This window comes from Luteimonas sp. TWI596 (assembly GCF_039674105.1).
Taxonomy (GTDB): domain Bacteria; phylum Pseudomonadota; class Gammaproteobacteria; order Xanthomonadales; family Xanthomonadaceae; genus Luteimonas.
In genome coordinates, this window is record NZ_JBDJMU010000004.1 from 237,355 (window position 1) to 261,100 (window position 23,746).

The window sequence follows — 23,746 nt, forward strand, 5'->3', positions numbered from 1 at the left end:
CCGCCCGCTCCGGGCGACGCTCCCCAGGAAGCGTGATGAACCGCCGCGTCTCCACCTCGTTTACGTCTCACCCGATCCGCCGCCCGGATTCGGGCCGATGACCGCGCCCGACATCGACTGCGCGCGCTGCGACGCGGTCTGCTGCCGGCTGACGGTGGTCCTGCAGAGCGACGACGACGTGCCCGCCCGGTTCATCGATGTCACCGATGCCGGGCTGCAGGTCATGGCCCGCGACGAGGAAGGCTGGTGCGTGGCGATCGATCCGGCGCGGATGTGCTGTTCGATCTACGACACCCGACCGGAGATCTGCCGGCGTTTCGAGATGGCCGGTCCCTACTGCCGCTCGGTCCGCGACGACTACGAAGACCGCGGACGACGCGGTATCCCCCTGGCGATGTACTGAAGGAGCGTTCGATGTCCCGTACCAAGAAGACAGCGGCCCCGGCCGCAGCGACTACCCCGACGACCGCGTCGAGCACCGGCCACCTGTTCGCCGGCCCGCGCAAGCCCGGCGATCGCGGCGCGAGCGTGACCAGCGATCGAATCGCGGCGGACCTGGCGCGTTTCCGCGCAGCGGGCGGCCGGATCGAAGTGCTGGGTGTCACGCGAACGCTGATGCGTGTCGATGCCGAGGCGCCGAAGGTCGCCGCCAGCGTGCCGAAGAAGGCCCGCGGCAGCTGAGGCCTGCACCCGGCCGCGATGCCGGCCGTGCGAGCCTGCGGCCGATTTCGCCGTGGAGGCCGCCATGTCCCTGACCCCGCCCGTGCTGCCGCTCGACCCAGCACCACTGCGCGACCGCGTGGTCGCGATCACCGGCGGCGCGCAAGGCATCGGCCTCGGCATCGCCCAGGCCGTGCTCGGCGCCGGCGGACGCGTGGCGATCGGCGACCTGGACCGGGACGCCGGCGCGGCCTGTCTGGCGGAGTGGGATGTCGGCGATCGGGCCTGGTTCTTCCCGCTCGATGTCGCCCGCGAGGCGTCGGTGCGCAGCTTCTTCGCCAAGGCCTGCACGCGCCTGGGCGGCCTCGACGGGCTGGTTAACAACGCCGGGCCCGCCGATCCCCACGTCGACGATCTCGCGACGCTGCCGTTGTCGCAATGGCGCCGGTTCATCGATGCCCATCTGACCGGCGCCTTCCTGTGCTGCAAGTACGCGTTGCCCGCGCTGCGCGAGCGACACGGCGCGATCGTCATGATCGCATCCAGTCGTGTGCTCCAGTCCGAGCCGCATACCGAACCCTACGCCGCTGCCAAGGGCGGCCTGGTGGCGTTGACCCATGCAATCGCGATCAGCGAGGGACCGCGCGTCCGCGCCAATGCGATCGGCCCGGGCTGGATCGCAACCGAGGCCTGGCGTCGGCCGGCATCGCGCCGCCGTCCGGCGCTGTCCAGGCGCGACCACGCGCAGCACCCGGCAGGGCGTGTCGGCACACCCGAGGACATTGCCGCGCTCGCGGTCTATCTGCTCTCGCCTGCATCGGGCTTTGTGACCGGTCAACACATCGTCGTCGACGGGGGCATGACCCGAAAGATGCAGTACGCCTGAGCACGACGACGCCGACGTCACGCGGCGCCCTGGCGGCTGAACCAGAACGCGGGGACCGGGCGGGTTTCATGCGCGGTTGGCCGGTTGGCTGCGAGCATCGCCCCATCATCCCTGTGGAGATCGTCATGAACACGTTGCGCACGTTCGCCTGCCTCGGCCTGTTCTCGCTGGCCGCCGCAGGAACTGCCCATGCCCAGCACTACGGCCCGCAGGACGAAGGGCGCCGTTTCAACGACGGCAGCCGCGTGGTCTGCAAGGATGTGGAAGTCCAGCGCAACAGCTCCGATCCCAATCGCATCGGCGGCACGGCGGCGGGCGCGGTCATCGGTGGGCTGATCGGTAACCAGATCGGGGGCGGCAACGGTCGCAAGCTTGCGACCGTGGGTGGCGCCGTGGCTGGCGGCGCGATCGGCCGCAATGTCCAGGGCAATCGCCAGGAGACCCGCGGCGACCGTATCGTCGAGACACGCTGCGATCGCGTCTATCGCTGAATTCCAAAGCAGCTTACGCGCCGGCATCCCACGGGCTGCCGGCTTTTTTTTGTGCCTGAAACGATCCTTTCCGTCCCCCGCGCTACCGCGGCGCGCTGGTGACGCCACACTTTCCCGGTCGCCGCATCGCGGCCTGTCTCTCTCGCAACCAGGAAAGCCCAGCATGTCCAGCAATCCGTTTCTCGACGCCTCGCGCCGCCGCCGCACCCAGTACAGCCTCGGTCGGACGCTGCCGATCTCGCAGCAGGCGACGACCGAACTGATCCAGGAGGCCGTGCGCCTGAGCCCGTCGTCGTTCAACTCGCAAAGCTCGCGGGCGGTGATCCTGTTCGGTGATCAGAGCCAGACGTTCTGGAACATCGTCAAGGATGCGCTGCGCGCGATCGTGCCGGCCGACGGCTTCGCCGCCACCGAAGCAAAGATCGACAGCTTCGCCGCCGGTGCCGGCACCGTGCTGTTCTACGAAGACCAGGACGTGGTCCGCAGCCTGCAGCAGCAGTTCCCGCTGTATGCGGACAACTTCCCGGTCTGGTCCGAGCACGCGAGCGCGATCGCACAGTTCTCGGTCTGGAGCGCGCTCGCCAACGCCGGCATCGGCGCCAGCCTGCAGCATTACAACCCCCTGCCCGACGCCGCCGCGGCTGCGCAGTGGTCGCTGCCGGCAAGCTGGACATTGCGCGCTCAGATGCCGTTCGGCTCCAACGAGGCCCCGTTCGGCGACAAGGACTTCATCGACGACGCGCTGCGCTTCCGCGTGCACGGCTGAGCCCCCGCGCCGCGGCGCCGTGCGACGGCGCCACGGCCGGCCGGTGCAACGCCCGGGTATCGACCATCGTCCCAGGGCGTCGCGTCGCCCATTCGGGGTATCTTCGGCGGCTTTTCCGTGTTCCGGAGCCGCCCGCATGTTCCAGCGCGCCACGCGCCTGTCCGTCCGCCTGGTCGAACGCTATCTGCCCGACGCCTACGTCTTTGTGCTGATCTTCACCGCGATCGCCGCCGGCGCCGCGCTCGCGATCGAACGCACACCGCCCCTGGACCTCGTGCGCCATTGGGGCAACGGCTTCTGGGAGCTTCTGGGCTTTTCGATGCAGATGTTGCTGGTGCTGGTGACCGGCTTCATCCTCGCGCGCACGCCGCCTGTCGCGCGCACGCTCACCGCGCTGGCCTCGCGCTGCCGCACGCCGCGCAATGCGATCGTCGTGGTCACGCTGGTGGCCCTGGTGGCCAACTGGATCAACTGGGGCTTCGGTCTGGTCATCGGCGCGCTGTTCGCGCGCGAGGTCGCCCGCCATGTGCGCGTGGATTACCGCCTGCTGGTCGCCAGTGCCTACTCCGGCTTCCTCGTCTGGCACGGCGGCCTCTCGGGTTCGATCCCGCTGACGATCGCCACCGAGGGCCATTTCCTGCAGGACACAATGGGATTGATCCCGACCAGTGAGACGATCTTCGCGCCGTTCAACCTGACGATCGTCGCCCTGCTGGCGATCGCGGTGCCACTGATCAACCGTGCAATGACGCCCGCCGACGACGAGGCGGTGCTCTTTTCGCCGCCCGACGATCCCGCGCCGCCGGCGCTGGCACACGACGCCACCCCGGCCATGCGCCTCGAGCACGGCTGGATCCTGTCGCTGGCGATCGGTGCCGCCGGTCTGGTCTACCTGGTCGACCACTTCGCCACCGGTGGCGGCCTGAATCTCAACATCGTCAACTACGGTTTCCTGATGCTGGGCATCGTGCTGCATCGCACGCCCGCCCGGCTGCTCGCCGCGCTGCAGGAAGCGATCAAGGGCGGCGCCGGCATCGTGGTGCAGTTCCCGTTCTACGCCGGGATCATGGCGATTCTGGTCGGATCGGGGCTGGCGACCACACTGTCGGAGTGGTTCGTCTCGTTCGCGAGCGCGTCCACGCTGCCGCTGTGGACGTTCCTGTCGGCCGGGCTGATCAACATGTTCGTGCCGTCCGGCGGTGGCCAATGGGCGGTGCAGGCGCCGGTGATGGTGCCCGCCGCGCAGGCGCTCGACGCCGACCTTGCGCGCGTGGCGATGGCGGTCGCCTGGGGCGATGCGTGGACGAGCATGCTGCAGCCGTTCTTCGCGTTGCCGCTGCTGGCGATCGCGGGACTCAAGATCAAGGACATCATGGGCTACTGCCTGATGCTGCTGCTGGCATCGGGCGTGATCATCAGCGCGGTGCTGCTGCTCGCCTGACGCAGCGCATCCCGCAGTGCCGGATCGATCCACACGTCGAAGTGGCGCACCACCTCCCCCGCCTGCAGCCGAAGGCGTCGGCTGGGGGCTGCGGCGTTGGCGACCCAGGCCACAGTCATCGCATCGACCTGCGGGCCCCCTCCCAACCCTCCCCCGCACGCGGGGGAGGGCTTCACCGCGGTTCCCTGCACGCGGTGCGGGCTGTTCCGTGGTTCCCTGCACGCGGTGTGGGCTGCTCCGTGGTTCCCTGCACGCGGTGCGGGCTTCGCCGTGGTTTCCCGCACGCGGGCAGGCTGCTCCGCGATCTCGATCGGATCGATACACGCATCGGATAGCGCCACACCTCCCCCGCTTGCGGGCGGAGGTCGACGCCGAAGGCGTCGGGTGGGGGCTGGGGCTTGGCCGACAGTGCGAAAGACATCGCATCGGCCTGTTGCCCCCTCCCAACCCTCCCCGCTTGCGGGGGACGGCGACTGCATGGTCTCCCGCACGCGGAGGGCTTTTTACGGCGTCGATCGGATCGGTGCGCGCGGGCAGGAAAGGACACGAAAAAGCCGCCGGGGATCGCCCGGCGGCTCTGGGTCCGTCACCGCTGGCGGGCGATCACCAGATCCGGACGCGGTCCTCGGGTGCGATCCACAGCGCATCGCCTTCGCGCACGTCGAATGCGTCGTACCACGCATCGACGTTGCGCAACGGCGCGAACGCGCGGATGTGGCCCGGCGAATGGGTGCCGTTGACCAGTTGCTGGCGCAGGGCATCGTCGCGCCACAGCGTGCGCCACACTTGCGCCCAGCCCATGAACAGCCGCTGCTCGCCGCTGAAGCCGTCGATCTGCGGTGCCGGCTTGCCGTCCAGCGAACGACGGTAGGCCTCCAGCGCGATCGTGATGCCGCCCAGGTCACCGATGTTCTCGCCCATCGCGACCTTGCCGTTGATGTGCATGCCCGGCAGCTGCGGGAAGGTGTAGGCCTCGTACTGCGCGCCGAGCTTGGCCGCCTGCGCCTCGAACTTGGCCGCGTCCTCGGCCGTCCACCAGTCGCGCAGCACGCCCTCGCCGTCGGACTTGCGGCCCTGGTCGTCGAAGCCGTGGATGATTTCGTGGCCGATCACGCCGCCGATCGCGCCGTAGTTGACCGCCGGATCGGCCTCGGGATCGAAGAACGGCGGTTGCAGGATCGCGGCCGGGAACACGATCTCGTTCTTGACCGAGTTGTAGTAGGCGTTGACCGTCTGCGGGGTCATGCCCCACTCGCCCTTGTCGACTTCCTTGCCCAGGCGGTTGCGGCGGTAGTCCCACTCGAACGCCATCGAGCGCTCGGCATTGCCGAACACATCGCCGGGCTCGACCTCCAGGCCGCTGTAGTCGCGCCACTGGTCCGGGTGGCCGATCTTCAGGCCGAACCCGTCGAGCTTCCTGCGCGCCTCGGCCTTGGTCGCCGGGCCCATCCAGTCGAGCTTTTCCAGTCGCGCGCCCATCGCCACCTTCACGTTGGCGACCAGCGCATCCATCTTGGCCTTGGAATCGGCCGGGAAGTACAGGGCGACATAGTCGCGGCCGATCGCCTCGCCCATCGTGTTCTCGGCGAACGCCACGCCGCGCTTCCAGCGCTCCTGCTCCTCGGGCTGGCCGGACAGGAACTTGTTGCGGAACTCGAAGCGTGCATCGGAGAACGCCTTCGACAGCAGCGGCGCGGCGTTGTCGATGGTGTGGAACGCCTGCCAGGCCTGCAGCGTGGCGACATCGGTCTGGCCGAAGATCGCGGCCAGCTTCGGGATCGCGGTGCTCTGACGCACCACCGCGCGCGGTGCCTGCGGCACGCCGGCCGCGGCGAAGTACGTGGCCCACGGGAAGCCCGGCGCGGTGGTCGCGAACGCCGACAGCTCGACCGGGTTGTAGGTCTTGTCGCGGTCGCGACTCTCGGCGCGCGTCCAGTGCGCCTCGGCGATCTTGGTCTCCAGCGCGAGGATCGCTTCGGCATTGCGCTGCGGGTTCGCCCAGCCGCCAAGCTCGAGCATCTGCGCGATGTAGGCCTGATAGCGCTCGCGCTGCGGCGCAAAGGTCTCGCGCAGATACATCTCGCGATCGCCCAGGCCCAGGCCCGACTGACTCATGTACAGCGTATAGCGGTCGGGGTCGCGCTGGTCGTCGGACACGCCCAGGCCGAAGAAGCTGCGACCGAAGTCGCCCTGGCTCTGGCCCATCAGCCTGGCCAGCGCATCCTTGTCGCCGGCCGCGCGGATCGCGGCGAGCTTGGGCGCCAGCGGCTGGGCGCCCAGCGCCTCGATCGCGGCCTGGTCCATGAAGCCGGCATAGAGCGTGGCGACCTTGGCGCGGTCGGGATGCGCGGTGTCGGCCGCGTCGTACCCCTCGACCAGCTGACGCACGCGCGCCTCCGACAGATCGCGCAGGACCAGGAACGCGCCATAGCTCGATTTATCGGACGGAATCTGCGTGGTCTTGGCCCAGTTGCCGCTCACGTAGCCGAAGAAGTCCTCGCCTGGCCGTACCGAGGTGTCCATGCCCGCGGTGTCGATGCCCCAGCTGCCCATGCGCTGCGCGGCGACGGGATCGCCAGCGGTGGATGCGCCGCCGGCGCCGGGCTCGCTCGCAAACAACGCCTGCAACGTGCAGGTCTCCTCGAGACAGCGGTGATCATGAGCGGCGGCGGTGGCCGCCATCGTCATCGCCACGGCGGTCGCCGCGGACAGCAGGGTCTTCTTCAAGCGCGATCTCCATCGAAACACGGTCGGAATGCCGCCAACGGCGAGTGCCGGGCGGCCGACTGCCAAGCATACCGGGCACGCTGCGGCCGCGCCCCGGCCATTGGTCACCCGCGCTCAGCGCCCGCAAGCACGCGCACGGTCTGGGTCAAGCGGTGCGTGGCGCCGGGCGCCAGCGCGACGACATCCGGCCCGGCGTTGGCCGCCTCCAGACACAAAAACCCGCGCCAGGCCTGGCCGATGTCGTCCATGCGCGCCGCGGCCGCGGCGCCCGGGTTCCAGACCACCAGCGACCGGCTGCCCGCAACGTCGAGCGCGATCCTGCGATCCAGGCCCGGATCGTCGAGCACGTAGCGTCCGGGCGCATCGCCATAGATGCGGTCGCTGCGGTTCGGATCGCGCGGATCGTCGAATCGCCAGTCTCCGGCCTGCACATGCGCGGCGTAGCCGTCGTTCTTGTCGAGATAGGTCAGGCCGTCGAGTCCGGACACGCGGACCTGGGCGACATCGGAGACCCGGAAGTAGGTGTGCAGCGCCTGGGTGATCGCAACCGGACGCGGGCCGATGTTGGTGGTCACCAGCGTCTGTTCCAGCGCCTGGCCGATGCGCAGCGTCATCCACAGTTGCAGACCCAGCTCCGGGAAATCCGGCGGCGCCAGTTCGATGGCGACGCTGCCGTCGTCGGCACGCGCGGCCGCGAGCACCCGCCAGCGCACCGTGCGCACGAATCCGTGCGCTGGCACCTCGCCGGTCTGGCCCTGCCGGCCGAAGTACGGCCATACCACCGGCGTGCCGCCACGGATCGCGTCCGGCAGTGGCTTGACCGACGGCGACAGCCACAGCGCATCTTCCTGTCCGGCTGGCACATACGAGAGCAGATGCCCGCCGTGCAGCGCGATCGCAGCCGTCGCCAGCGGCGTCTCCACCAGCAGCGCCTCGATGCCGGCATACCGGCCCAGCCGCAGGCCTTCGACGTCAGGCAGTGCGGGCGGCACCGCCGCTGTCGCCGCGGCGACGGCAGCGGGATAGCCGCTGGGCACGGCGAATGCGGTCTCGGAGATGGACGGTGTCGTAGGCAAGACGGTCTCCTGCGCCGGTGACGGGTCGCGCGGCGCACTGCCGCCGGCGCATCCGGCGAGCAGTCCGCAACACAGCAACCACAGACGAATCGGCATTGGGGTAAGGGACGGAAGGCGGATCGCCCAGCTTAGCGGGGCTGCGTGCGCCCGTGCAGCGCCTCAGCGAGATGCCCCTCAGGTGCGCGAAGCGTGCGCACCGGCGCATCCCTGTGCTGCCGCGCAACATGCTCGCCTCACGCGCCGTGCTGATTTCACTCGACGCCGACGCCAATCCGTGACCCCGATCGCGGAACGCGACATCACCGCTTCAAGATGGCTGACAGCGCTGTCAAGCACACGCAGGCTCGACGCCGGCCGTCCCCACCGCGCCGTTCCCCTTTCGAATGCAAGGAGTCCGTCATGGATCGCGTACGCCTGTTCGCCCTGCCGCTCGTCGCCTGCCTGGGCGCAGCCGCCACGTTCGCCCCCGCCGCCCATGCCCAGACCCCCGTCTGGCAGGAGAACTTCGACGGCCCGTCGATCGATGGCAACACCTGGACCTACGACGTGGGCACGGGGTGCCAGATCGGCCTGTGCGGCTGGGGCAATTCTGAAATGCAGTACTACACCAGCCGTCCGGAGAACGCGCGTATCGAGAACGGCCGCCTGATCATCGAGGCGCGGCGCGAGAACTTCGACGGCAGCCCGTTTACCTCGGCGCGGCTCAAGACCGAGGGGCGTGTGCAGTTCAAGTACGGCACGCTCGAAGCACGGATCAAGATTCCCGAGGCCGGCAATGGCGTGTGGCCGGCCTACTGGATGCTCGGTGCGGTGGGGGTATGGCCGGCGCGCGGCGAGATCGACATGATGGAGGCCGGCTCGGCGCAGGCGATCGCCGACGGCATGGCCAATCGCCGGATCGGGGCCGCCGTGCACTGGGACTACAACGGCTCGCACGCCTCGCACGCCACGGTGTACGACAGCCCGGTCGCCCTGCACCAGGACTTCCATATCTACAAGCTGACCTGGGACCCGAACTTCATCCGCGTCTCGATCGACGGCCAGCAGTACTTCGAGTTCGACATCTCCGATGTCGAAGGGCCGCAGGTGCACGAGTTCCACGCCCCGCACTTCCTACTGCTCAACATCGCCGTCGGTGGCACTTACACCGGTGTGCACACGCCGCAGGACGTCACCGCGCCGCTGCCCGGGCGCATGGAAGTCGACTGGATCCGGCTCTATCAGGACCATCCCGACAGCGAGTTGTACCTGGGCAGCAACAACGCCGCACCGGCCGGCCAGTTCGGGGTGTTCACCGAGCGCAGCGGCCTGGCCGGCGCACTGGATTTCGGCAGCAACACCGACCTGTTCCTGTGGAACAACCTCACGCCGATCGCCGCCGCGCCGTTCGAGGGCAGCGAACTGATGGCGTTTCGCGCCAACCCAGGCAACTGGTTCGGGTTGGGCATCATCACCGACGTGCGCAACATGGGGGCCTACGCCGGCGGCAGCCTGAAGTTCCGCATGCGCACTGCCAGCCAGGCACCGTTCCGTGTCGGCATCAACACCTCGTTCGGCGACAGCTGGATTCCCTTCGCACCGGGTGGCCAGCAGTACGGCCTGGTCCGCGACGGCGCCTGGCACGAAGTCAGCATCCCGTTCTCCGCGTTCCACGATCTCGACCTGCACGCGGTCAAGCAGTTCTTCATGCTCGCCGGCGATGCCCCCGGCCAGCCGGTCGACCTGTTCATCGACGACGTCTACTACCAAAGCCCGTGATCGCAATCGCGCGCACCGTCCAGGGGCGGTGCGCGCGCGATGCCCCTAGAACACCGACAGCCCGGTCATCCGCGTGAACCGATGCAGCGCGTACCCGCCGAGCAGCGAGTTGCCCTTGTCGTCGAGCGGCGGCGACCACACGCACAGGCTGAGCACGTTGGGCACCACCGCGACGATGCCACCGCCGACCCCGCTCTTGGCCGGCAAGCCGACGTGGAAGGCGAATTCGCCTGCGGCATCGTAGGTGCCGCAGGTCATCATCACCGCATTGATGCGCGTGCTGCGCTCGACGCTGGTCACGCGCGTGCCGGTGCCCGGACACACCCCGCGACCGGCCAGATAACGCACGCTGCGCGCCAGATCCACGCAGTTCATGCGCAGCGCGCACTGGAAGAAGTACAGGTCGAGCACTGCGTCGACCTCGTTTTCGATATTGCCGAAGCTGCGGATGAAGTTCGCCAGCGCGATGTTGCGATAGCCGCTGCGGCGCTCCGAGGTCGAGATCTCTTCGTCGCGGCCGACCTCGGCATTGCCCGAGCGCTCGCGCATGAAGGCCAGCAGCGCGGCCTCCGGGTCGGAGTACTTCGACAACAGCACATCGGCGACCACGAGCGCCCCGGCATTGATGAATGGATTGCGCGGAATGCCGCACTCGTGTTCGAGCTGCACCAACGAGTTGAACGGATCGCCCGAGGGCTCGCGCCCGACCCGCTTCCACAGCGCATCGCCCGCCGCGTCGAGGGCGAGCGTAAGCGTGTGCACCTTGGAGATGCTCTGGATCGAGAACGGCATCTGGGCGTCGCCGACGCTGTAGACGTCGCCGTCGAGCGTGGCGACCGCCATGCCAAAGCGCGCGCGCGGCACCGACGCCAGTGCCGGGATGTAATCGGCGACCTTGCCCTCGCCTGCATCGAAGCGCGTGCGCACCTCCGCATCGATCGTCGCCAGAATGCCGGGGATGTCGTGGCGCGAGAGGTCGTGCGGGTTCTGCGGTGGGCTGTGCATTGGCATGCTCGTGCGGGTAAGCGCGCAGTCTGCGCGCCGATGCGTCAAGCGCCGGTCGCGGCCCGACAGGCACGCGCGCTTGATGCCGCAGGCGGCACACTGCAGGCCTACCGCTTGGAGACCCCGCACGATGGGCATGCTGATCGAAGGCCGCTGGCATCACGACGATGACGGACTGGTCGACGGCGACGGACGCCTGGCCCGGCCGCAGACGCAGTTCCGCAACTGGGTCACCGCCGACGGCAGCGCCGGCCCCACCGGAACGGCCGGGTTCGCCGCAGAACCCGGGCGCTACCACCTCTACGTGGCACGCGCCTGCCCCTGGGCGCACCGCACGACCCTGTTCCGCGAGCTCAAGGGCCTGCAGGACATGATCGGCCTGTCGGTCACCCACTGGCTGATGGCCGACGACGGCTGGACCTTCGCGCAGGCGCCGGGCGTCGTGCCCGACCGGATCAACGGCGCGGAGACGGTGTGGCAGCTCTACACCGCCGCCGACCCGCGCTACACCGGCCGGGTCAGCGTGCCGGTGCTGTGGGACACCCAGCGCGGCACCATCGTCAGCAACGAATCGGCCGACATCATCCGCATGTTCAACAGCGCCTTCGACGGCGTCGGCGCGGCCGAGGGCGACTACTACCCCCAGGCCCTGCGCGAGGAGATCGACGCGGTCAATGCGCGCATCTACGACGGGCTCAACAACGGCGTCTACAAGGCGGGCTTTGCGACCCGCCAGGCGGCGTACGACGAGGCCGTCGAGGCGGTGTTCGCGACCCTCGACTGGCTGGAGCTGCGGCTGTCGGGCGAGCCGTTCCTGTGCGGCCAGCAACTGACCGAGGCCGACTGGCGCCTGTTCACCACGCTGCTGCGCTTCGACGCGGTCTACCACGGGCACTTCAAGTGCAATCTGCGCCGGCTGGTCGACTATCCCGCCCTGCTCGCCTACACTCAGCGCCTGTACCGCCACCCAGCGGTCGCGCCGACCGTCGACTTCGACCACATCAAACGGCACTACTACCAGAGCCACCGGCAGATCAATCCCACCGGCATCGTGCCCGCCGGGCCAGTGCCGCCGTTCGGGCGCTGACGCCGCCGACGCGTTGCGGCTACAGCGGCGGCGGCATGCAGCCGATCGCCGACAACGGCCCATGCAGCGCCGGCACCTGCATCAACCACGGGCCTGCCAACGTCAGCAGGCCCGCCACCAGGACCAGCGACGCCGCGAGCGCACGCAGCCGCGGGCGCTGCAGCCACCGGCCAACGCGCTGGCCCGACCAGGTCAGCGGCAGCATCACCGGCAACGTGCCCAGGCCGAACGCGGCCATCGTCAGCGCGCCGCCCGGCACGCTGGCCTGCATCCAGGCCACCGTCAGCAGGCTCAGGCTGAGCCCACAGGGCAACCAGCCCCACACCATCCCCAACGCGATCCGGCGCGGCGCGGTCTCGGCCGGCAGCAGGCGTCGCTGCAACGGCTGCAGCCAGGCCCACAGACGCGCGCCCGGCCGGCGCAGCAGGTCGAAGCCGCCGCGCCCGAACAGCCGCAGCGCGACCAGCACCAGCGCCACGCCCAGCAGCATGCGTAGCCCGAAGCCAATCCAGGGGTTGCCGAACACGCCGACCAGGCCGTGCCCGAAGCCGCCGACGATCGCGCCGGCCAGCACGTAGCCACCGACGCGGCCCAGGTTGACCTGCAGCGCATGCGGCCAGCCACCGGTCGGGGATGTGGCCGAGAACCCGGTCGCGATACCGCCGCACATCGCCGCACAGTGCAGGCCGCCGAGCAGGCCGCTGGTCAGCGCGGCCAGCACCACCAGCCAGTCAATCGGCACGCGGCCGGTCCTGCGGCGCAGACGTCGGTGCTGTCTCCGGGTCCCGCCCGGCCGATGTGTGCGCGGTGCCGTCGCGGCCATCGTCGTCGACCAGGATGTCGAGCGCCGGGGTGTCCATGTCGTCGAACTGGCCGCGCCTGACCGCCCAGACGAACGCGGCAATCGCGATGCCGAGCAGGACCAGGCTGATCGGGACCAACAACAGCAGACTTCTCATCTCGGTTCTCCGGTCGCCGGCACCCGCGTCAGGCGCAGCGCATTGGCGGTGACGAGCAGCGACGACAATGCCATGCCCAGCGCCGCCAGCCACGGCGTCACCAGTCCGGCCGCCGCCACCGGGATCGCCAGCAGGTTGTAGGCAAGCGCCCAGCCCAGGTTCTGCCGGATCACCCGGCGGGCGCGCCGCGCCACCGCGATCGTCGCCGGGATACGGCGCAGGGTCGGCCCGGCGGTGACCAGGTCGGCAGCGCGCTGGGCCAGCGATGCGCCCTCGCCCATCGCGATCGACACGTCGGCGCCGGCCAGCACCGGCGCATCGTTGAGGCCGTCGCCGATCATCGCCACGGTGCGGCCCTCGGCCTGCAGCGCGCGCACCCGCGTGAGCTTGTCTTCCGGCGTCTGGCGCGCATGCGCATCTTCGATGTCCAGCCGCGCCGCCAGCGCCGTGACCGGCGCCTGCGCATCGCCGCTGGACAGGTGCAGCACCAGTCCCAGCTCACGCAGGCCCTGCAGGGCGGCAGCCGCGTCCTCGCGTACGTGCTCGCGCAGCGTGAACCGGGCCACCGCGCGGCGGCCATCGCCCAGCCACAGCGCGCCATCGTCTGCGCGCCCGGCAGCGAACGCCGCCTGGCCCAGCCGCCAGCGGACGCCTTCGACGGTGCCTTCCACCCCCTGCCCCGGCACCACTGCCATCGCCTCGGCGGCGGCATCGGCAGCGACATGCGCAAACGCCTGCGCGATCGGATGATTGGCATCGCGCTCGAGCGCGGCCGCGATCCGCAGCGCACGCTGCGGATCGAAACCGTCGAAGCCGGTCGCCTCATCGAGTTCGGGACGCGCGTCGGTCAACGTGCCGGTCTTGTCGAAGACCATGTCGGTCGCACTGGCGAGCGTCTCCAGGGCATCGGCCCGGGTCGCCAGTACGCCGAGCCGGGCCAACGCGCCGTGCGCGGTGGCCAGCGCCGTGGGCACCGCCAGCGACAGCGCACAGGGACAGCTGACCACCAGCAGCGCCAGCGTCACTTCGAACGCGCGCGCCGGATCGTGGATGCGCCAGCCCACATAGACCGCCAGCGCGGTCAGCAACAGCCCGGCGACGAAGCGGCTGCCGATGCCGTCGGCCAGGCGCGCCAGGCGCGGCCGATGCGACTGCGCCTGTTCGACCAGCCGGGTCAGCTGCGACAAGCGCGTGTCGGCGCCGGTGCAGGTCACGCGTACCCGCACCGGCCACTCGCGGCAGACCGTGCCGGCGTAGAGCGCCTCGCCGGCAACGCGACGCACCGGTGCCGACTCGCCGGTCAGCAGCGACTCCTCGAACACCGCCTCACCATCGAGCAGCACGCCGTCGGCGGGCAAGACATCGCCGGCCGCGACGCAGGCGATGTCGCCGGCGACGAGTTCGGCGGCCGGCACCGACTCGCGCGTGCCGTCGGCGCGCTCGCGCACCGCCAGCGACGGCCGCGCACGCGCCAGCGCATCGACCTGGGCGGTGGCGACGTTGCGCGCGCGTTGCTCGAGCATGCGGGCGGCCAACAGCAGGAACACGAACATCACCGCCGCGTCGTACCAGACATGGGTCCCCCCGCGGATCGTCTCCCACAGGCTGGCCAGGTACGCCAGCAGGGTCGAGGTCGCGATCAGCGTGTCCATGCCGACATGGCGCTGGCGCAGCTCGCGCGCCATGCCTGCCAGGAACGGCCAGCCGGCATAGAACACCACCGGGGTCGACACCATGAAGGTGATCCAGCGGAAGAAGTCGCGCGTGGCGTGCGGCATCTGCTGGTCGAAATCCAGGTACAGCGCCTCGGCGAACATCATCGCCTGCAGCGTGCCCAGGCCGGCAATGCCCAGACGCAGCAGCCAGCGCCGGCGCTCACGCACCCGGGCGCGCTCGCGCGCCTCGCCACCCGCCAGGTACGGGCGATACCCCAGCGCGGCCAGCCGCTGCAGCACCTTTGACAGCACCGTGCGCGCCGGATCCCAGGCGATACGGATGCGGCCGGTCACCGCGTTGGCGGTGACATCGAGCACGCCTGCCTCGCGGCGCAGCGCGCGATCGATCAACCATGCGCACGCCGCGCAGCGCATGCCGTCGGTCAGCAGGGTGAGCGCGCGTCCACCGGGCACCGGGTTGGCGTGTTCGCGCAGCAGATCCTCGCGATCCCAGATCCCGAAGTCGATCGCCTCGTTGCCGACCGGCGCGGGCATCGCACTGCGCAGGCGGTAGTAATCGCCCAGATCGGCGTGGCGGATCCATTGCGCCGCCGCCGCGCAGCCGTCGCAACAGAACGCCTGCGTGGCGCCGTCGATCGGCGCCTGCACGGCGTGCGCGGTCAGCGGCTCGCCACAGTGGAAGCAGCCCGCAGGTGCGGGATGCGCAGCGGCGTTCACGTCTGCATCAGGGCTGCAGCGACGGCGCCAGGCGGGCGGCGTGCTGTTGCTTGGGCAGGCGACCTTGCAGGCGCCAGGTCCCATCCAGGGGCGCCAGCTGCACGATCCAGTCATGGCCGTCGTCGATCGGCGTGGTCGAGCGCCACCCGGTGTCCGTCAGTGCCAGCTCGAGCGTCAGGTCGTCCTGCGACTGGGTCGGATGCTGCAGACGCAACTGCAAGCGCGCCTCGCGCGGGAACTCGCCGGTCGCCGGGATCGCCTCGACCATCGTCTCGTCGATCCGCACGATCGCACTGAGACCCAACTGCCGCGCTTTCGCGTCCGGGCCGAGATCGGTGGTCTGGATCTGCGAGACGCGGCGCACCTCATCGTTGACGACATCGGCGCCGCCCGAACGCGTGGCGATGACCACCAGCCCCACGCCGGCGACGATGGAGGCCAGCGGCAGGCCGATGACCAGCCACATCACCGGGATCTGCCACAGCGGGCGCTTGCTGTCATTCATCACATCGGTCCAAAGAAGCTGCTGTCGACTGTCTGGCGCTTGCCGTCGCCGTACTCGACGACGAACCGCACCTCGTGGCGGCCCCGCACCTGTTCAGGCGCCACCAGCACCAGCGGGAACGAGACCACCTCCTCCGCACGCGCAGGCACGGCGTGGGCATTGTCGCGCAGTTCGATGCCCGGCGTCGCGGATTCGACCAGGATGCGGAACTCGCGCGCCGCATCGGACTTGTTGACCAGCTTGAGGGTGTAGGCGTTCTCGGTCCTGCCATCGCCGGCGTCGCGGTACAGCGCGTTGCGATCGCGCAGCACTTCCACGATCAGGTCGCTGCGGGTGCCCACGCCGACCGCCCAGGCCACGCACAGCGCCACCAGCAGCGCGCCGTAGACGAAGATGCGCGGACGCAGCACCTTGGTGGCCTTGCCGTCGATCGCGTTCTGCGTGGAGTAGCGGATCAGGCCACGCGGATAGCCCATCTTGTCCATGACGCTGTCGCAGGCGTCGATGCAGGCACCACAGGCGATGCACTCGTACTGCAGGCCATTGCGGATGTCGATGCCGGTCGGACAGACCTGCACGCAGATCGTGCAATCGATGCAGTCGCCCAACGCCTCGGGCGCGAACTTGGGCAACGGTTCGATCGTGCCCAGATCGCCGTCCCAGGTGATGGTGCCGCGCGCCTGCGCGTTCTGGCTGGCCGCCGATGGGTGGCGCCCGGCGCGGAACACGTAGTCGTAGGCCACCAGTTTGTCGAGCAGGCCACGACCGCGGGCAAGCACGCTGCCCAGCGCGCGCTTGCGCGGACCGCGCGGCTCGCCGCGCATCGGGTCGTAGGCGATGATCAGGGTATTGCGGTCGAACATCGCGCTCTGGAAGCGCGCATAGGGGCACATGTACTTGCAGACCTGCTCGCGCAGGAAGCCGGCATTGCCCCAGGTGGCCAAGGCGTAGAACAACACCCAGAACGTTTCCCAGCCGCCCCACGACAGCGTCGCCGCGCGCGCGCCCAGGTCGGTGATCGGGGTGAAGAAGCCGACGAACGTAAAGCCCGTCCACAGCGCGAACACCGCCCAGATCAGGTGCTTGCCGCCCTTGCGCATCACCTTCTCGCCGGTCCAGGGACCGGCGTCGAGCTTCATGCGCTTGGAGCGATCGCCCTCGGTCCAGCGCTCCATCCACAGGAACACCTCGGTCCACACCGTCTGCGGGCAGGCGTAGCCACAGAACAGGCGCCCGGCGAGCGCGGTGAAGAAGAACAACGCCAGCGCCGCGATGATCAGCAGCAGTGCCAGGAACAGAAAGTCCTGCGGCCAGAAGGTCAGACCGAAGACGTGGAACTTGCGCGCCGGCAGATCGAACAGCACCGCCTGACGACCATCCCAGCGCAGCCAGGGGAACAGGTAGAACATGCCCAGCAGCCAGAACACCGCCGCCACGCGCAGCCGGTTGAGCCGGCCCGACACGTCGCGCGGGTAGACCTTGCGCTCGCTCTGGTAGACAGAACCGCCGTCGTCGACGACTTCGAGCGGGATCGACCCCTTCACGTCGTCGCTCCGGAATGCGGTGCGATGGACGAGGGACACTTGGGCTGGATGCGATTCATCTGGCTACCGATAGGGGTGCGACCGCAGTGCGCGTTCGGTGATGAACGCTATTGTCCGCCCCTGTCAGGGCGTCGGAATGCGACCCGATGTCGCAGCGCGCAGGTGCCGCGCCGCGTCGACGATCACCGCCGGCTCAGTCCGGCGACAACGGTCGGTTGAAGCGGCTCGCAGGCCGCAGAAGGATCCATGTGAACAGGCTGGAGGCCGCAGTCGCCAGCCAGAACATGAAGAATCCGAGGGTGTATCCCAGCTCGCGCGACAGCGGCAGATCGGGGAAGGTCATGTCGCGAAGCGCGAGGGGATCGACGAAGGCGAACAACACCATGGTGCACACGCCCGCCGCAAAGAAGCTCGGCCACAGAATCGCGCCTACCCGCTGCGCCAGCGGACGTGGCGGGTGGTCGAAGCGCGGTTCCGTGAAATCCGTCATTGGCGTGCCGTGGTGTCCGCTGCAGGCTGATTGGACAACGACCAGACATAGGCTGCAACCAGGCGCGAGCGGGTCTCGCCCAGCAGGTCGCGATGCGCGGGCATGACGCCGTGCCGCCCTTCGTTGATCGTCTGGCGGATGCTCTCGAGCGTGTTCGGGTACAGGGTGTTGCGCGCGGTGAGGTTCGGAGCGCCCAGCGCCTGATTGCCCTTGCCGTCGACACCATGGCAGGCCACGCACAGGCCCTGGAAATGCTGCTCGCCGCGCGCGGCCATGTAGTCGGTGCTCAGCGTCTGCTCCAGATCCGGCGAACGCAGCGCCCGCACATAGGCGGCCGTCTGAGTCACCGCCACATCGCCGCCGATCCCGGCCAGCACCGACCCCAGCGGCGGCATGATGCCCTGACGGCCATCGAGCACCGTCTCGAGAATCCGCTCCGGCTCGCCGCCCCAGTTCCAGACATTGTCGGTCAGGTTCGGGTAGCCCGGTGCGCCCTGCGCGGTCGAGCCGTGGCAGGCTGCACAGGTGTTGACGAAGATCGAACGGCCCAGGTCCATCGCGCGCGGGTCGCCGGCCAACTGCTCGAGGGGCTTGCCCGCGAACGCGCCGAACGTCTCCTCGAGCTGGGCGTCGCGGCGGGCCTTGTCGGCATCGTGCTCGCGCGCCGACGTCCAGCCGCTGGTGCCCGCGAAGTTGCCCAGGCCCGGGTACCAGATCAGGTAGCCGATCGCGAACACCACTGTCAGGTAGAACAAGTTGATCCACCACTTGGGCAGCGGCTTGTTGTACTCGGTGATGTCGCCGTCCCAGACATGGCTGGTGTCATCGGGCTTCGGGTCGCCGGGGCGGCGCCGCGACGTCCAGATCAGCAGCCAGACGCAGCCGACGATGTTCACCGCCACGATGGCGATGACATACCACGACCAAGCGTTGCTCATGACCCCTGCTCCTCGTCATCGTCCAGCGGCAGCTGCGCGGCTGCCTCAAATTCGGTTTTGCGCTTCGGGCTCCACGCCCAGACCCAGCCGCTGATGAAGCACAGCAGCAGGATCGCGGTGACGATTCCGGAAATCATTGGCTGTCCCCTCCCTTGGGGGCGTGGCGGCCGAGGCCTTGCAGGTAGGCGACCACGGCATCGAGTTCGGTCTTGCCCGAGACGTCCTCGGCGGCCTGCGCCACCTGCTCGTCGGTGTAGGGATCGCCCAGGCGCTGCAGGGCCTGCATGCGACGGCTGACCTGTTCGCCGTCGAGCGTGGCCTTGGCCAGCCACGAATAGGCCGGCATGTTCGACTCGGGCACCACGTCGCGCGGGTTGTTCAAGTGCACCCGGTGCCAGTCGTCGGAGTAGCGGCCACCGACACGGGCCAGATCCGGCCCGGTCCGCTTGCTGCCCCACTGGAACGGCCGGTCGTAGACCGACTCGCCGGCCAGCGAGTAGTGGCCGTAGCGCTCGGACTCGAAGCGCAGCGTGCGCACCATCTGCGAGTGGCAGTTGTAGCAGCCCTCGCGGACATACACGTCGCGTCCGGCCAACTCCAGCGCCGGGTACGGCTCCACGCCCGGCAGTGGCTCGATCGCCTCGGCCTGGTACATCAGCGGCACGATCTCGGCCAGGCCGCCGAACGACACTGCCACCGCGATCAGCACGGCCATCAGACCGACGTTCTTTTCGACCTTCTCGTGCGCGTTCTTGTTCTCGCCGCTCATGCCTGGCCTCCTGCGGAGACCTGCGCGGCCACCGGGGCGGGGTTGTGGGAGATGTCGGGCGGAAGCACCGGCTGGTCGGCCGTGACGACCTGGCTCTGGCGGTAGGTCTTCCAGAAGTTGTAGGCCATCAGCAGCATGCCCGACAGGACGACGATGCCGCCCAGCAGACGCACCAGGTAGTACGGATAGGTGGCGTTGAGGCCTTCGACGAAGCTGTAGGTCAGCGTGCCGTCCTCATTGGTGGCGCGCCACATCAGGCCCTGCATGACGCCGGCGATCCACATCGAAGCGATATAGAGCACCACGCCGACGGTGTGCAGCCAGAAATGCAGGTCGATCCACTTGGTCGAGTACATCTCCTTGAGGCCCAGCAGGCGCGGCATCAACGCGTAGATCGAGCCGATGGAGATCATCGCCACCCAGCCCAGCGCACCGGCGTGCACGTGGCCCACGGTCCAGTCGGTGTAGTGCGAGAGCGAGTTGACCGTCTTGATCGACATCATCGGTCCCTCGAACGTGGCGATCATGTAGAACGAGATCGCGACGATCAGGAACTTGAGGATCGGGTCGGTCCGCAGCTTGTGCCACACCCCCGAGAGCGTCATCACGCCGTTGATCGCGCCGCCCCAGCTGGGGGCCAGCAGGATCAGCGAGAACACCATGCCCAGCGACTGCGCCCAGTCCGGCAGCGCGGTGTACTGCAGGTGGTGCGGACCGGCCCACATGTAGACGGCGATCAGCGCCCAGAAGTGCACGATCGACAGGCGGTAGGAGTAGATCGGGCGACCGGCCTGCTTGGGCACGTAGTAGTACATCATGCCCAGGAAGCCGGCGGTCAGGAAGAAGCCGACCGCGTTATGGCCGTACCACCACTGCACCATCGCATCGACCGCGCCGCTGTAGACCGGGTAGGACTTCAGCGGGCCGACCGGAATTGCGATGTTGTTGACGATATGCAGCAGCGCCACGGCGATGATGAACGCCGCGAAGAACCAGTTGGCCACATAGATGTGCTTGACCCGGCGCTTGGCGATCGTGCCCAGGTAGAGCACCGCGTAGGCGACCCAGACCACGGTGATCAGCAGGTCGATCGGCCATTCGAGCTCGGCGTACTCCTTGCCCTGGGTCAGGCCCAGCGGCAGGGAGATTGCCGCAGCGACGATGACCGCCTGCCAGCCCCAGAACACGAAGGCGGCCAGCTTGTCGGACAGCAAGCGCACATGGCAGGTGCGCTGGACCACATGCAGGCTGGTCGCGAACAGGGCGCAGCCACCGAACGCGAAGATCACCGCGTTGGTGTGCAGCGGGCGCAGACGACCGTAGCTCAGCCACGGAATCTCGAAGTTCAGCGCAGGCGCGTAGAGCTGGGCGGCGATGATCACCCCCACCAGCATGCCCACGATGCCCCAGACCACGGTCATCACCGCGAACTGGCGGACTACTTTGTCGTTATAGGTTTCAGTCATGGCGTGCATTCGCCGCCCCCTTTCTTGGATAGAGGAATGTTAGGCGCCCGTGATGTCGCTTCACCTTGATCTCGATCAAGGCCCCCTGGCGAGCGGTGTGCCCTCCCGTCCATGGCCCGGCAGTCGGGAGGCATGAACACGCCCATCATAGGCAGTCGGCCATTCATTTGCCGGTCCGCCATAGCCGCCCCCGCTGCGACCGATCAGCGCACCCAGCCCCAAAACCAGAACCGGGGTCAGAGTGCATTTCTCGCTGACCGAGAAGTGCACTCTGACCCCGGTTTTGGGTGGGGCGGTACACTGGGGGTTCGCCCAACCTCGAAGGCCCCATGGCAAAGCCCAACTATTCGTTCGAAAAACGCCAGCGCGAACTCGCCAAGAAGAAGAAGAAAGACGAGAAGGACGCCAAGAAGCGCGCCGAGCGCGAGGCGAGCCGCACCGATACGCCGGCAGCGTCCGACGCCGCCGAGTGACCACGCCGGCCACGGGTCCCGCGCGGATCTGGGTCGATGCCGATGCCTGCCCGGGCCCGGTCAAGGACATCCTGTTCCGCGCCGCCGACCGCGCCCAGGTCGCGGTCACGCTGGTCGCCAACCAATGGCTGCGCACCCCACCCTCGCGCCATGTGCGCGCCCTTCAGGTCGAAGGTGGCCCGGATGCCGCTGACGATGCCATCGTCGCCCGCGTCGCGGCCGGCGATCTGGTGGTGACCCAGGACATCCCGCTGGCCGCCCGGGTGCTCGCGCTGGGTGCGCAGGCCATCGATCCGCGCGGCCAGCCGTTCTCGCCCGACAGCATCGCCGAGCGGCTGTCGATCCGCGACTTCATGGACGAGCTGCGCGGCGCCGGTGTGCAGACCGGTGGACCGACCGCGTTTCACGCCCGGGATCGTCAGGCGTTCGCCGGCCAGCTCGATCGGTGGCTGGCCAAGCGGCGCTGACCGGCCTGGCTGCCAGGATCGGCTACGCCGAACCGGCGGCGATGCCGTCCAGGGTCGCGATCGCCGCTGCCGGCAGCACCAGCGCCGCGGCGGCCAGGTTCTCGCGCAGATGCGCGAGCGAAGACGTGCCGGGGATCAACAGCAGATTGGGCGCGCGGCGCAGCAACCACGCCAGTGCGACCTGCATCGGCGTCGCGCCCAGGTCGTGGGCGACTGTCGACAGCGTGGATGATTGCAGCGGTGTGAATCCACCCAATGGGAAGAACGGTACGTAGGCGATGCCGTCGGTGGCCAGCGTATCGATCAGCGCATCGTCGTTGCGATGCGCGATGTTGTACAGGTTCTGCACGCACACCACCTCGACCATCTCCCGCGCCTGCGCCACCTGGGTCGCGGTGACGTTGCTCAGGCCGATGTGGCGCACCAGCCCTTGTCGCTGCAGATCGGCCAGCACCGCGAGCGGCGCCTCGATCGAGCCTTCCGCCGGGCCGTGCGCGGAGAACATGATCCGCAGGTTGACCACATCCAGTACGTCGAGGCCGAGGTTGCGCAGGTTGTCGTGCACCGCTTGGCGCAACGCCTGCGGCGAGAACGCGGGCAGCCAGGCGGCATCGTCGTCGCGGCGGGCACCGATCTTGGTCACGATCGTCAGATCGTCGGCATACGGGTGCAGCGCCTCGCGAATGAGCCGATTGGTCACGTGCGGGCCGTAGAAATCGCTGGTGTCGATGTGGTCGACGCCCAACGCGACCGCCTCGCGCAGCACCGCAAGGGCGGCGGCGTGGTCCTTCGGCGGTCCGAACACACCGGGACCGGCGAGTTGCATCGCGCCATAGCCCAGCCGCTTCACGCGGCGATCGCCCAGGCGGAACGTATCGGCATTGGCGATCGGGGGCATGCGGCACTCTCGGGTCGGAAGGCGCCAGTATGCGCCGGCAGACGTACTCGGCGACTCGATAGCGCTCGTGGTGCTCGCGCTGCAGCCGTTCGAACAAGCCGTGCAGCCCGGTGTCGGCACCGGCACGGACGTCCGCCGGTTCGGTCGTGACGCGGGTGGCCGCATGCCCGTTCGCTTGTCGGCCGACGGATCGATGGACTGCGCACGCTCTCCACGCTCGCAGCATTAGCCTGCCTGCATGCACACGCCCCGCCTGTGGACGATCGGCCACTCGACGCGACCGTTCGAGGTCTTCATCGACCTGTTGCGCGCCGACGGCATCACCACGCTGGTCGACGTGCGTCGCCATCCCGGCTCGCGCCGCTATCCGCACTTTGCCGCGCAGTCGCTCATGCACAGCCTGCCCGAGGCGGGCATCGCCTTCGTGCCGATGCCCGAGCTGGGCGGTCGGCGCCGGGCACGTCGCGACTCGCCGCACACCGCCTGGCGCAACGCGGGTTTCCGCGGCTACGCCGACTACATGGAGACGGCCGAGTACGCCCAGGCGCGCGCGCAGCTGATGGACCTCGCGCACGCCGAGCGCACCGCCTGCATGTGCGCCGAGGCCATGTGGTGGAGTTGCCATCGCAGCCTGATCGCCGACGACTTCAAGGCCCGCGGCTGGGAGGTGGTGCATCTGATGGCACCGGGACAATCGCAGCCGCATCCCTGGACCGCGGCCGCACGCATCGTCGACGGCCGGCTGGACTACAGTGCGCCAGCGCCGTCGCAGGACGACCTGTTCGGGCGGGAGGTGTAGAACGCCGCCCCCACCCGGCGCGGCAAGCGCGCCGACCTCCCCGCATGTGGGAAGCTAGGACCTGTGCTTGCGAGCCCCCTCCCCGCGTGCGGAGCATTGCGCCCTTCACGGGTTGAGGGTGGGGATGGGGACGACGCGCGCATCGCCC

The 23,746-nt window shown here is 69.0% G+C and carries 24 protein-coding genes and 1 pseudogene; 11 read left to right on the forward strand and 14 right to left on the reverse strand.

Going from position 1 to position 23,746, the window contains the following annotated elements:
* The first annotated feature begins 97 nt into the window (after positions 1–97).
* From ABE487_RS05090 to ABE487_RS05115, 6 genes are all read left to right on the forward strand, one after another.
* Positions 98–403 (forward strand): YkgJ family cysteine cluster protein, encoded by a 306-nt coding sequence (locus tag ABE487_RS05090; RefSeq protein WP_346445343.1) that lies wholly within the window; start codon positions 98–100, stop codon positions 401–403.
* Between the two features lie 11 nt (positions 404–414).
* The gene (locus ABE487_RS05095; protein ID WP_346445342.1) at positions 415–681 is read left to right on the forward strand and encodes a hypothetical protein; all 267 of its coding nucleotides are present in this window, start codon (positions 415–417) and stop codon (positions 679–681) included.
* A 64-nt stretch (positions 682–745) separates the two neighbouring features.
* The gene (locus tag ABE487_RS05100; protein WP_346451585.1) at positions 746–1,546 is read left to right on the forward strand and encodes an SDR family oxidoreductase; all 801 of its coding nucleotides are present in this window, start codon (positions 746–748) and stop codon (positions 1,544–1,546) included.
* A gap of 125 nt (positions 1,547–1,671) precedes the next feature.
* The gene (locus tag ABE487_RS05105; protein WP_346445340.1) at positions 1,672–2,037 is read left to right on the forward strand and encodes a glycine zipper 2TM domain-containing protein; all 366 of its coding nucleotides are present in this window, start codon (positions 1,672–1,674) and stop codon (positions 2,035–2,037) included.
* A gap of 163 nt (positions 2,038–2,200) precedes the next feature.
* Positions 2,201–2,803 carry a nitroreductase family protein gene (locus ABE487_RS05110; RefSeq protein WP_346445339.1) on the forward strand — a complete coding sequence of 201 codons (603 nt, stop codon included), beginning with the start codon at positions 2,201–2,203 and terminating at the stop codon, positions 2,801–2,803.
* Between the two features lie 136 nt (positions 2,804–2,939).
* On the forward strand, positions 2,940–4,244 hold the full coding sequence (locus ABE487_RS05115) for a TIGR00366 family protein (protein WP_346452662.1): 1,305 nt from the start codon (positions 2,940–2,942) through the stop codon (positions 4,242–4,244).
* A 603-nt stretch (positions 4,245–4,847) separates the two neighbouring features.
* Here the strand turns inward: ABE487_RS05115 and ABE487_RS05120 are convergent.
* Positions 4,848–6,971, reverse strand: a complete 2,124-nt coding sequence (locus ABE487_RS05120; RefSeq protein ID WP_346452661.1) for a M13-type metalloendopeptidase — start codon at positions 6,969–6,971, stop codon at positions 4,848–4,850.
* Positions 6,972–7,075: 104 nt separating this feature from the next.
* A pseudogene (locus ABE487_RS05125) lies at positions 7,076–7,903 on the reverse strand (D-hexose-6-phosphate mutarotase); the annotation flags it as partial.
* Positions 7,904–8,446: 543 nt separating this feature from the next.
* Between ABE487_RS05125 and ABE487_RS05130 the strand changes: the two are divergent.
* Complete coding sequence (locus tag ABE487_RS05130; RefSeq protein ID WP_346452660.1) at positions 8,447–9,805, forward strand: glycoside hydrolase family 16 protein; 1,359 nt, start codon at positions 8,447–8,449, stop codon at positions 9,803–9,805.
* Between the two features lie 45 nt (positions 9,806–9,850).
* On the opposite strand, the gene ABE487_RS05135 is transcribed toward ABE487_RS05130, so the two are convergent.
* Positions 9,851–10,810, reverse strand: a complete 960-nt coding sequence (locus tag ABE487_RS05135; RefSeq protein ID WP_346452659.1) for a glutaminase — start codon at positions 10,808–10,810, stop codon at positions 9,851–9,853.
* Between the two features lie 130 nt (positions 10,811–10,940).
* Between ABE487_RS05135 and ABE487_RS05140 the strand changes: the two genes are divergently transcribed.
* Positions 10,941–11,897 carry a glutathione S-transferase family protein gene (locus tag ABE487_RS05140; protein ID WP_346449542.1) on the forward strand — a complete coding sequence of 319 codons (957 nt, stop codon included), beginning with the start codon at positions 10,941–10,943 and terminating at the stop codon, positions 11,895–11,897.
* Between the two features lie 19 nt (positions 11,898–11,916).
* Here ABE487_RS05140 and ABE487_RS05145 read toward each other — a convergent pair whose 3' ends face one another.
* The 10 genes from ABE487_RS05145 to ccoN form a co-directional block, all read right to left on the reverse strand.
* A complete protein-coding gene (locus tag ABE487_RS05145) occupies positions 11,917–12,639 on the reverse strand; it encodes a sulfite exporter TauE/SafE family protein (RefSeq protein WP_346449540.1) in 723 nt (240 codons plus the stop codon).
* Positions 12,629–12,856 carry a cbb3-type cytochrome oxidase assembly protein CcoS gene (gene ccoS / locus ABE487_RS05150; RefSeq protein ID WP_346445579.1) on the reverse strand — a complete coding sequence of 76 codons (228 nt, stop codon included), beginning with the start codon at positions 12,854–12,856 and terminating at the stop codon, positions 12,629–12,631. The genes ABE487_RS05145 and ccoS overlap by 11 nt, the downstream gene beginning before the upstream one ends.
* Positions 12,853–15,249 carry a heavy metal translocating P-type ATPase gene (locus ABE487_RS05155; protein WP_346452658.1) on the reverse strand — a complete coding sequence of 799 codons (2,397 nt, stop codon included), beginning with the start codon at positions 15,247–15,249 and terminating at the stop codon, positions 12,853–12,855. The genes ccoS and ABE487_RS05155 overlap by 4 nt, the downstream gene beginning before the upstream one ends.
* A gap of 7 nt (positions 15,250–15,256) precedes the next feature.
* The gene (locus ABE487_RS05160) at positions 15,257–15,754 is read right to left on the reverse strand and encodes a FixH family protein (protein ID WP_346452657.1); all 498 of its coding nucleotides are present in this window, start codon (positions 15,752–15,754) and stop codon (positions 15,257–15,259) included.
* Positions 15,754–17,298, reverse strand: coding sequence for a 4Fe-4S dicluster domain-containing protein (locus tag ABE487_RS05165; RefSeq protein WP_346445576.1), 1,545 nt, complete (start codon positions 17,296–17,298; stop codon positions 15,754–15,756). The genes ABE487_RS05160 and ABE487_RS05165 overlap by 1 nt, the downstream gene beginning before the upstream one ends.
* A gap of 193 nt (positions 17,299–17,491) precedes the next feature.
* Positions 17,492–17,788: a hypothetical protein gene (locus tag ABE487_RS05170; RefSeq protein WP_346445575.1), complete on the reverse strand. Its 297-nt coding sequence runs from the start codon at positions 17,786–17,788 to the stop codon at positions 17,492–17,494.
* Positions 17,785–18,726: a cytochrome-c oxidase, cbb3-type subunit III gene (gene ccoP, locus ABE487_RS05175; RefSeq protein WP_346452656.1), complete on the reverse strand. Its 942-nt coding sequence runs from the start codon at positions 18,724–18,726 to the stop codon at positions 17,785–17,787. The genes ABE487_RS05170 and ccoP overlap by 4 nt, the downstream gene beginning before the upstream one ends.
* Positions 18,723–18,863, reverse strand: coding sequence for a CcoQ/FixQ family Cbb3-type cytochrome c oxidase assembly chaperone (locus tag ABE487_RS05180; RefSeq protein ID WP_183425495.1), 141 nt, complete (start codon positions 18,861–18,863; stop codon positions 18,723–18,725). The genes ccoP and ABE487_RS05180 overlap by 4 nt, the downstream gene beginning before the upstream one ends.
* Entirely contained in the window at positions 18,860–19,495 is a 636-nt protein-coding gene (ccoO, locus tag ABE487_RS05185; protein ID WP_346445573.1) for a cytochrome-c oxidase, cbb3-type subunit II, read from the reverse strand. Before ccoO ends, ABE487_RS05180 begins: the two co-directional genes overlap by 4 nt.
* Positions 19,492–20,970 carry a cytochrome-c oxidase, cbb3-type subunit I gene (ccoN, locus tag ABE487_RS05190; protein ID WP_346445572.1) on the reverse strand — a complete coding sequence of 493 codons (1,479 nt, stop codon included), beginning with the start codon at positions 20,968–20,970 and terminating at the stop codon, positions 19,492–19,494. The genes ccoO and ccoN overlap by 4 nt, the downstream gene beginning before the upstream one ends.
* Positions 20,971–21,290: 320 nt before the next feature.
* Between ccoN and ABE487_RS05195 the strand changes: the two genes are divergently transcribed.
* Both ABE487_RS05195 and ABE487_RS05200 read left to right on the forward strand, forming a co-directional pair.
* Positions 21,291–21,434 carry a hypothetical protein gene (locus ABE487_RS05195; RefSeq protein WP_346445571.1) on the forward strand — a complete coding sequence of 48 codons (144 nt, stop codon included), beginning with the start codon at positions 21,291–21,293 and terminating at the stop codon, positions 21,432–21,434.
* Positions 21,431–21,901, forward strand: coding sequence for a YaiI/YqxD family protein (locus ABE487_RS05200; protein ID WP_346445570.1), 471 nt, complete (start codon positions 21,431–21,433; stop codon positions 21,899–21,901). The genes ABE487_RS05195 and ABE487_RS05200 overlap by 4 nt, the downstream gene beginning before the upstream one ends.
* A 22-nt stretch (positions 21,902–21,923) precedes the next feature.
* Here ABE487_RS05200 and ABE487_RS05205 read toward each other — a convergent pair whose 3' ends face one another.
* The gene (locus tag ABE487_RS05205) at positions 21,924–22,799 is read right to left on the reverse strand and encodes an aldo/keto reductase family oxidoreductase (protein ID WP_346445569.1); all 876 of its coding nucleotides are present in this window, start codon (positions 22,797–22,799) and stop codon (positions 21,924–21,926) included.
* Positions 22,800–23,037: 238 nt separating this feature from the next.
* Between ABE487_RS05205 and ABE487_RS05210 the strand changes: the two genes are divergently transcribed.
* Positions 23,038–23,598, forward strand: coding sequence for a DUF488 domain-containing protein (locus ABE487_RS05210; protein ID WP_346445568.1), 561 nt, complete (start codon positions 23,038–23,040; stop codon positions 23,596–23,598).
* The last annotated feature ends 148 nt before the right edge of the window (positions 23,599–23,746 follow it).

Excerpts from the sequence above, each read along its gene's own strand:
- ABE487_RS05090 (WP_346445343.1), top strand. The coding sequence starts at position 98 with ATGACCGCGCCCGACATCGACTGCGCGCGCTGCGACGCGGTCTGCTGC.
- ABE487_RS05095 (WP_346445342.1), top strand. The coding sequence starts at position 415 with ATGTCCCGTACCAAGAAGACAGCGGCCCCGGCCGCAGCGACTACCCCG.
- ABE487_RS05100 (WP_346451585.1), top strand. The coding sequence starts at position 746 with ATGTCCCTGACCCCGCCCGTGCTGCCGCTCGACCCAGCACCACTGCGC.
- ABE487_RS05105 (WP_346445340.1), top strand. The coding sequence starts at position 1,672 with ATGAACACGTTGCGCACGTTCGCCTGCCTCGGCCTGTTCTCGCTGGCC.
- ABE487_RS05110 (WP_346445339.1), top strand. The coding sequence starts at position 2,201 with ATGTCCAGCAATCCGTTTCTCGACGCCTCGCGCCGCCGCCGCACCCAG.
- ABE487_RS05115 (WP_346452662.1), top strand. The coding sequence starts at position 2,940 with ATGTTCCAGCGCGCCACGCGCCTGTCCGTCCGCCTGGTCGAACGCTAT.
- ABE487_RS05130 (WP_346452660.1), top strand. The coding sequence starts at position 8,447 with ATGGATCGCGTACGCCTGTTCGCCCTGCCGCTCGTCGCCTGCCTGGGC.
- ABE487_RS05135 (WP_346452659.1), bottom strand. The coding sequence starts at position 10,810 with ATGCACAGCCCACCGCAGAACCCGCACGACCTCTCGCGCCACGACATC.
- ABE487_RS05140 (WP_346449542.1), top strand. The coding sequence starts at position 10,941 with ATGGGCATGCTGATCGAAGGCCGCTGGCATCACGACGATGACGGACTG.
- ccoS (WP_346445579.1), bottom strand. The coding sequence starts at position 12,856 with ATGAGAAGTCTGCTGTTGTTGGTCCCGATCAGCCTGGTCCTGCTCGGC.
- ABE487_RS05160 (WP_346452657.1), bottom strand. The coding sequence starts at position 15,754 with ATGAATGACAGCAAGCGCCCGCTGTGGCAGATCCCGGTGATGTGGCTG.
- ABE487_RS05170 (WP_346445575.1), bottom strand. The coding sequence starts at position 17,788 with ATGACGGATTTCACGGAACCGCGCTTCGACCACCCGCCACGTCCGCTG.
- ccoP (WP_346452656.1), bottom strand. The coding sequence starts at position 18,726 with ATGAGCAACGCTTGGTCGTGGTATGTCATCGCCATCGTGGCGGTGAAC.
- ABE487_RS05180 (WP_183425495.1), bottom strand. The coding sequence starts at position 18,863 with ATGATTTCCGGAATCGTCACCGCGATCCTGCTGCTGTGCTTCATCAGC.
- ccoO (WP_346445573.1), bottom strand. The coding sequence starts at position 19,495 with ATGAGCGGCGAGAACAAGAACGCGCACGAGAAGGTCGAAAAGAACGTC.
- ccoN (WP_346445572.1), bottom strand. The coding sequence starts at position 20,970 with ATGCACGCCATGACTGAAACCTATAACGACAAAGTAGTCCGCCAGTTC.
- ABE487_RS05195 (WP_346445571.1), top strand. The coding sequence starts at position 21,291 with ATGGCAAAGCCCAACTATTCGTTCGAAAAACGCCAGCGCGAACTCGCC.
- ABE487_RS05205 (WP_346445569.1), bottom strand. The coding sequence starts at position 22,799 with ATGCCCCCGATCGCCAATGCCGATACGTTCCGCCTGGGCGATCGCCGC.
- ABE487_RS05210 (WP_346445568.1), top strand. The coding sequence starts at position 23,038 with ATGCACACGCCCCGCCTGTGGACGATCGGCCACTCGACGCGACCGTTC.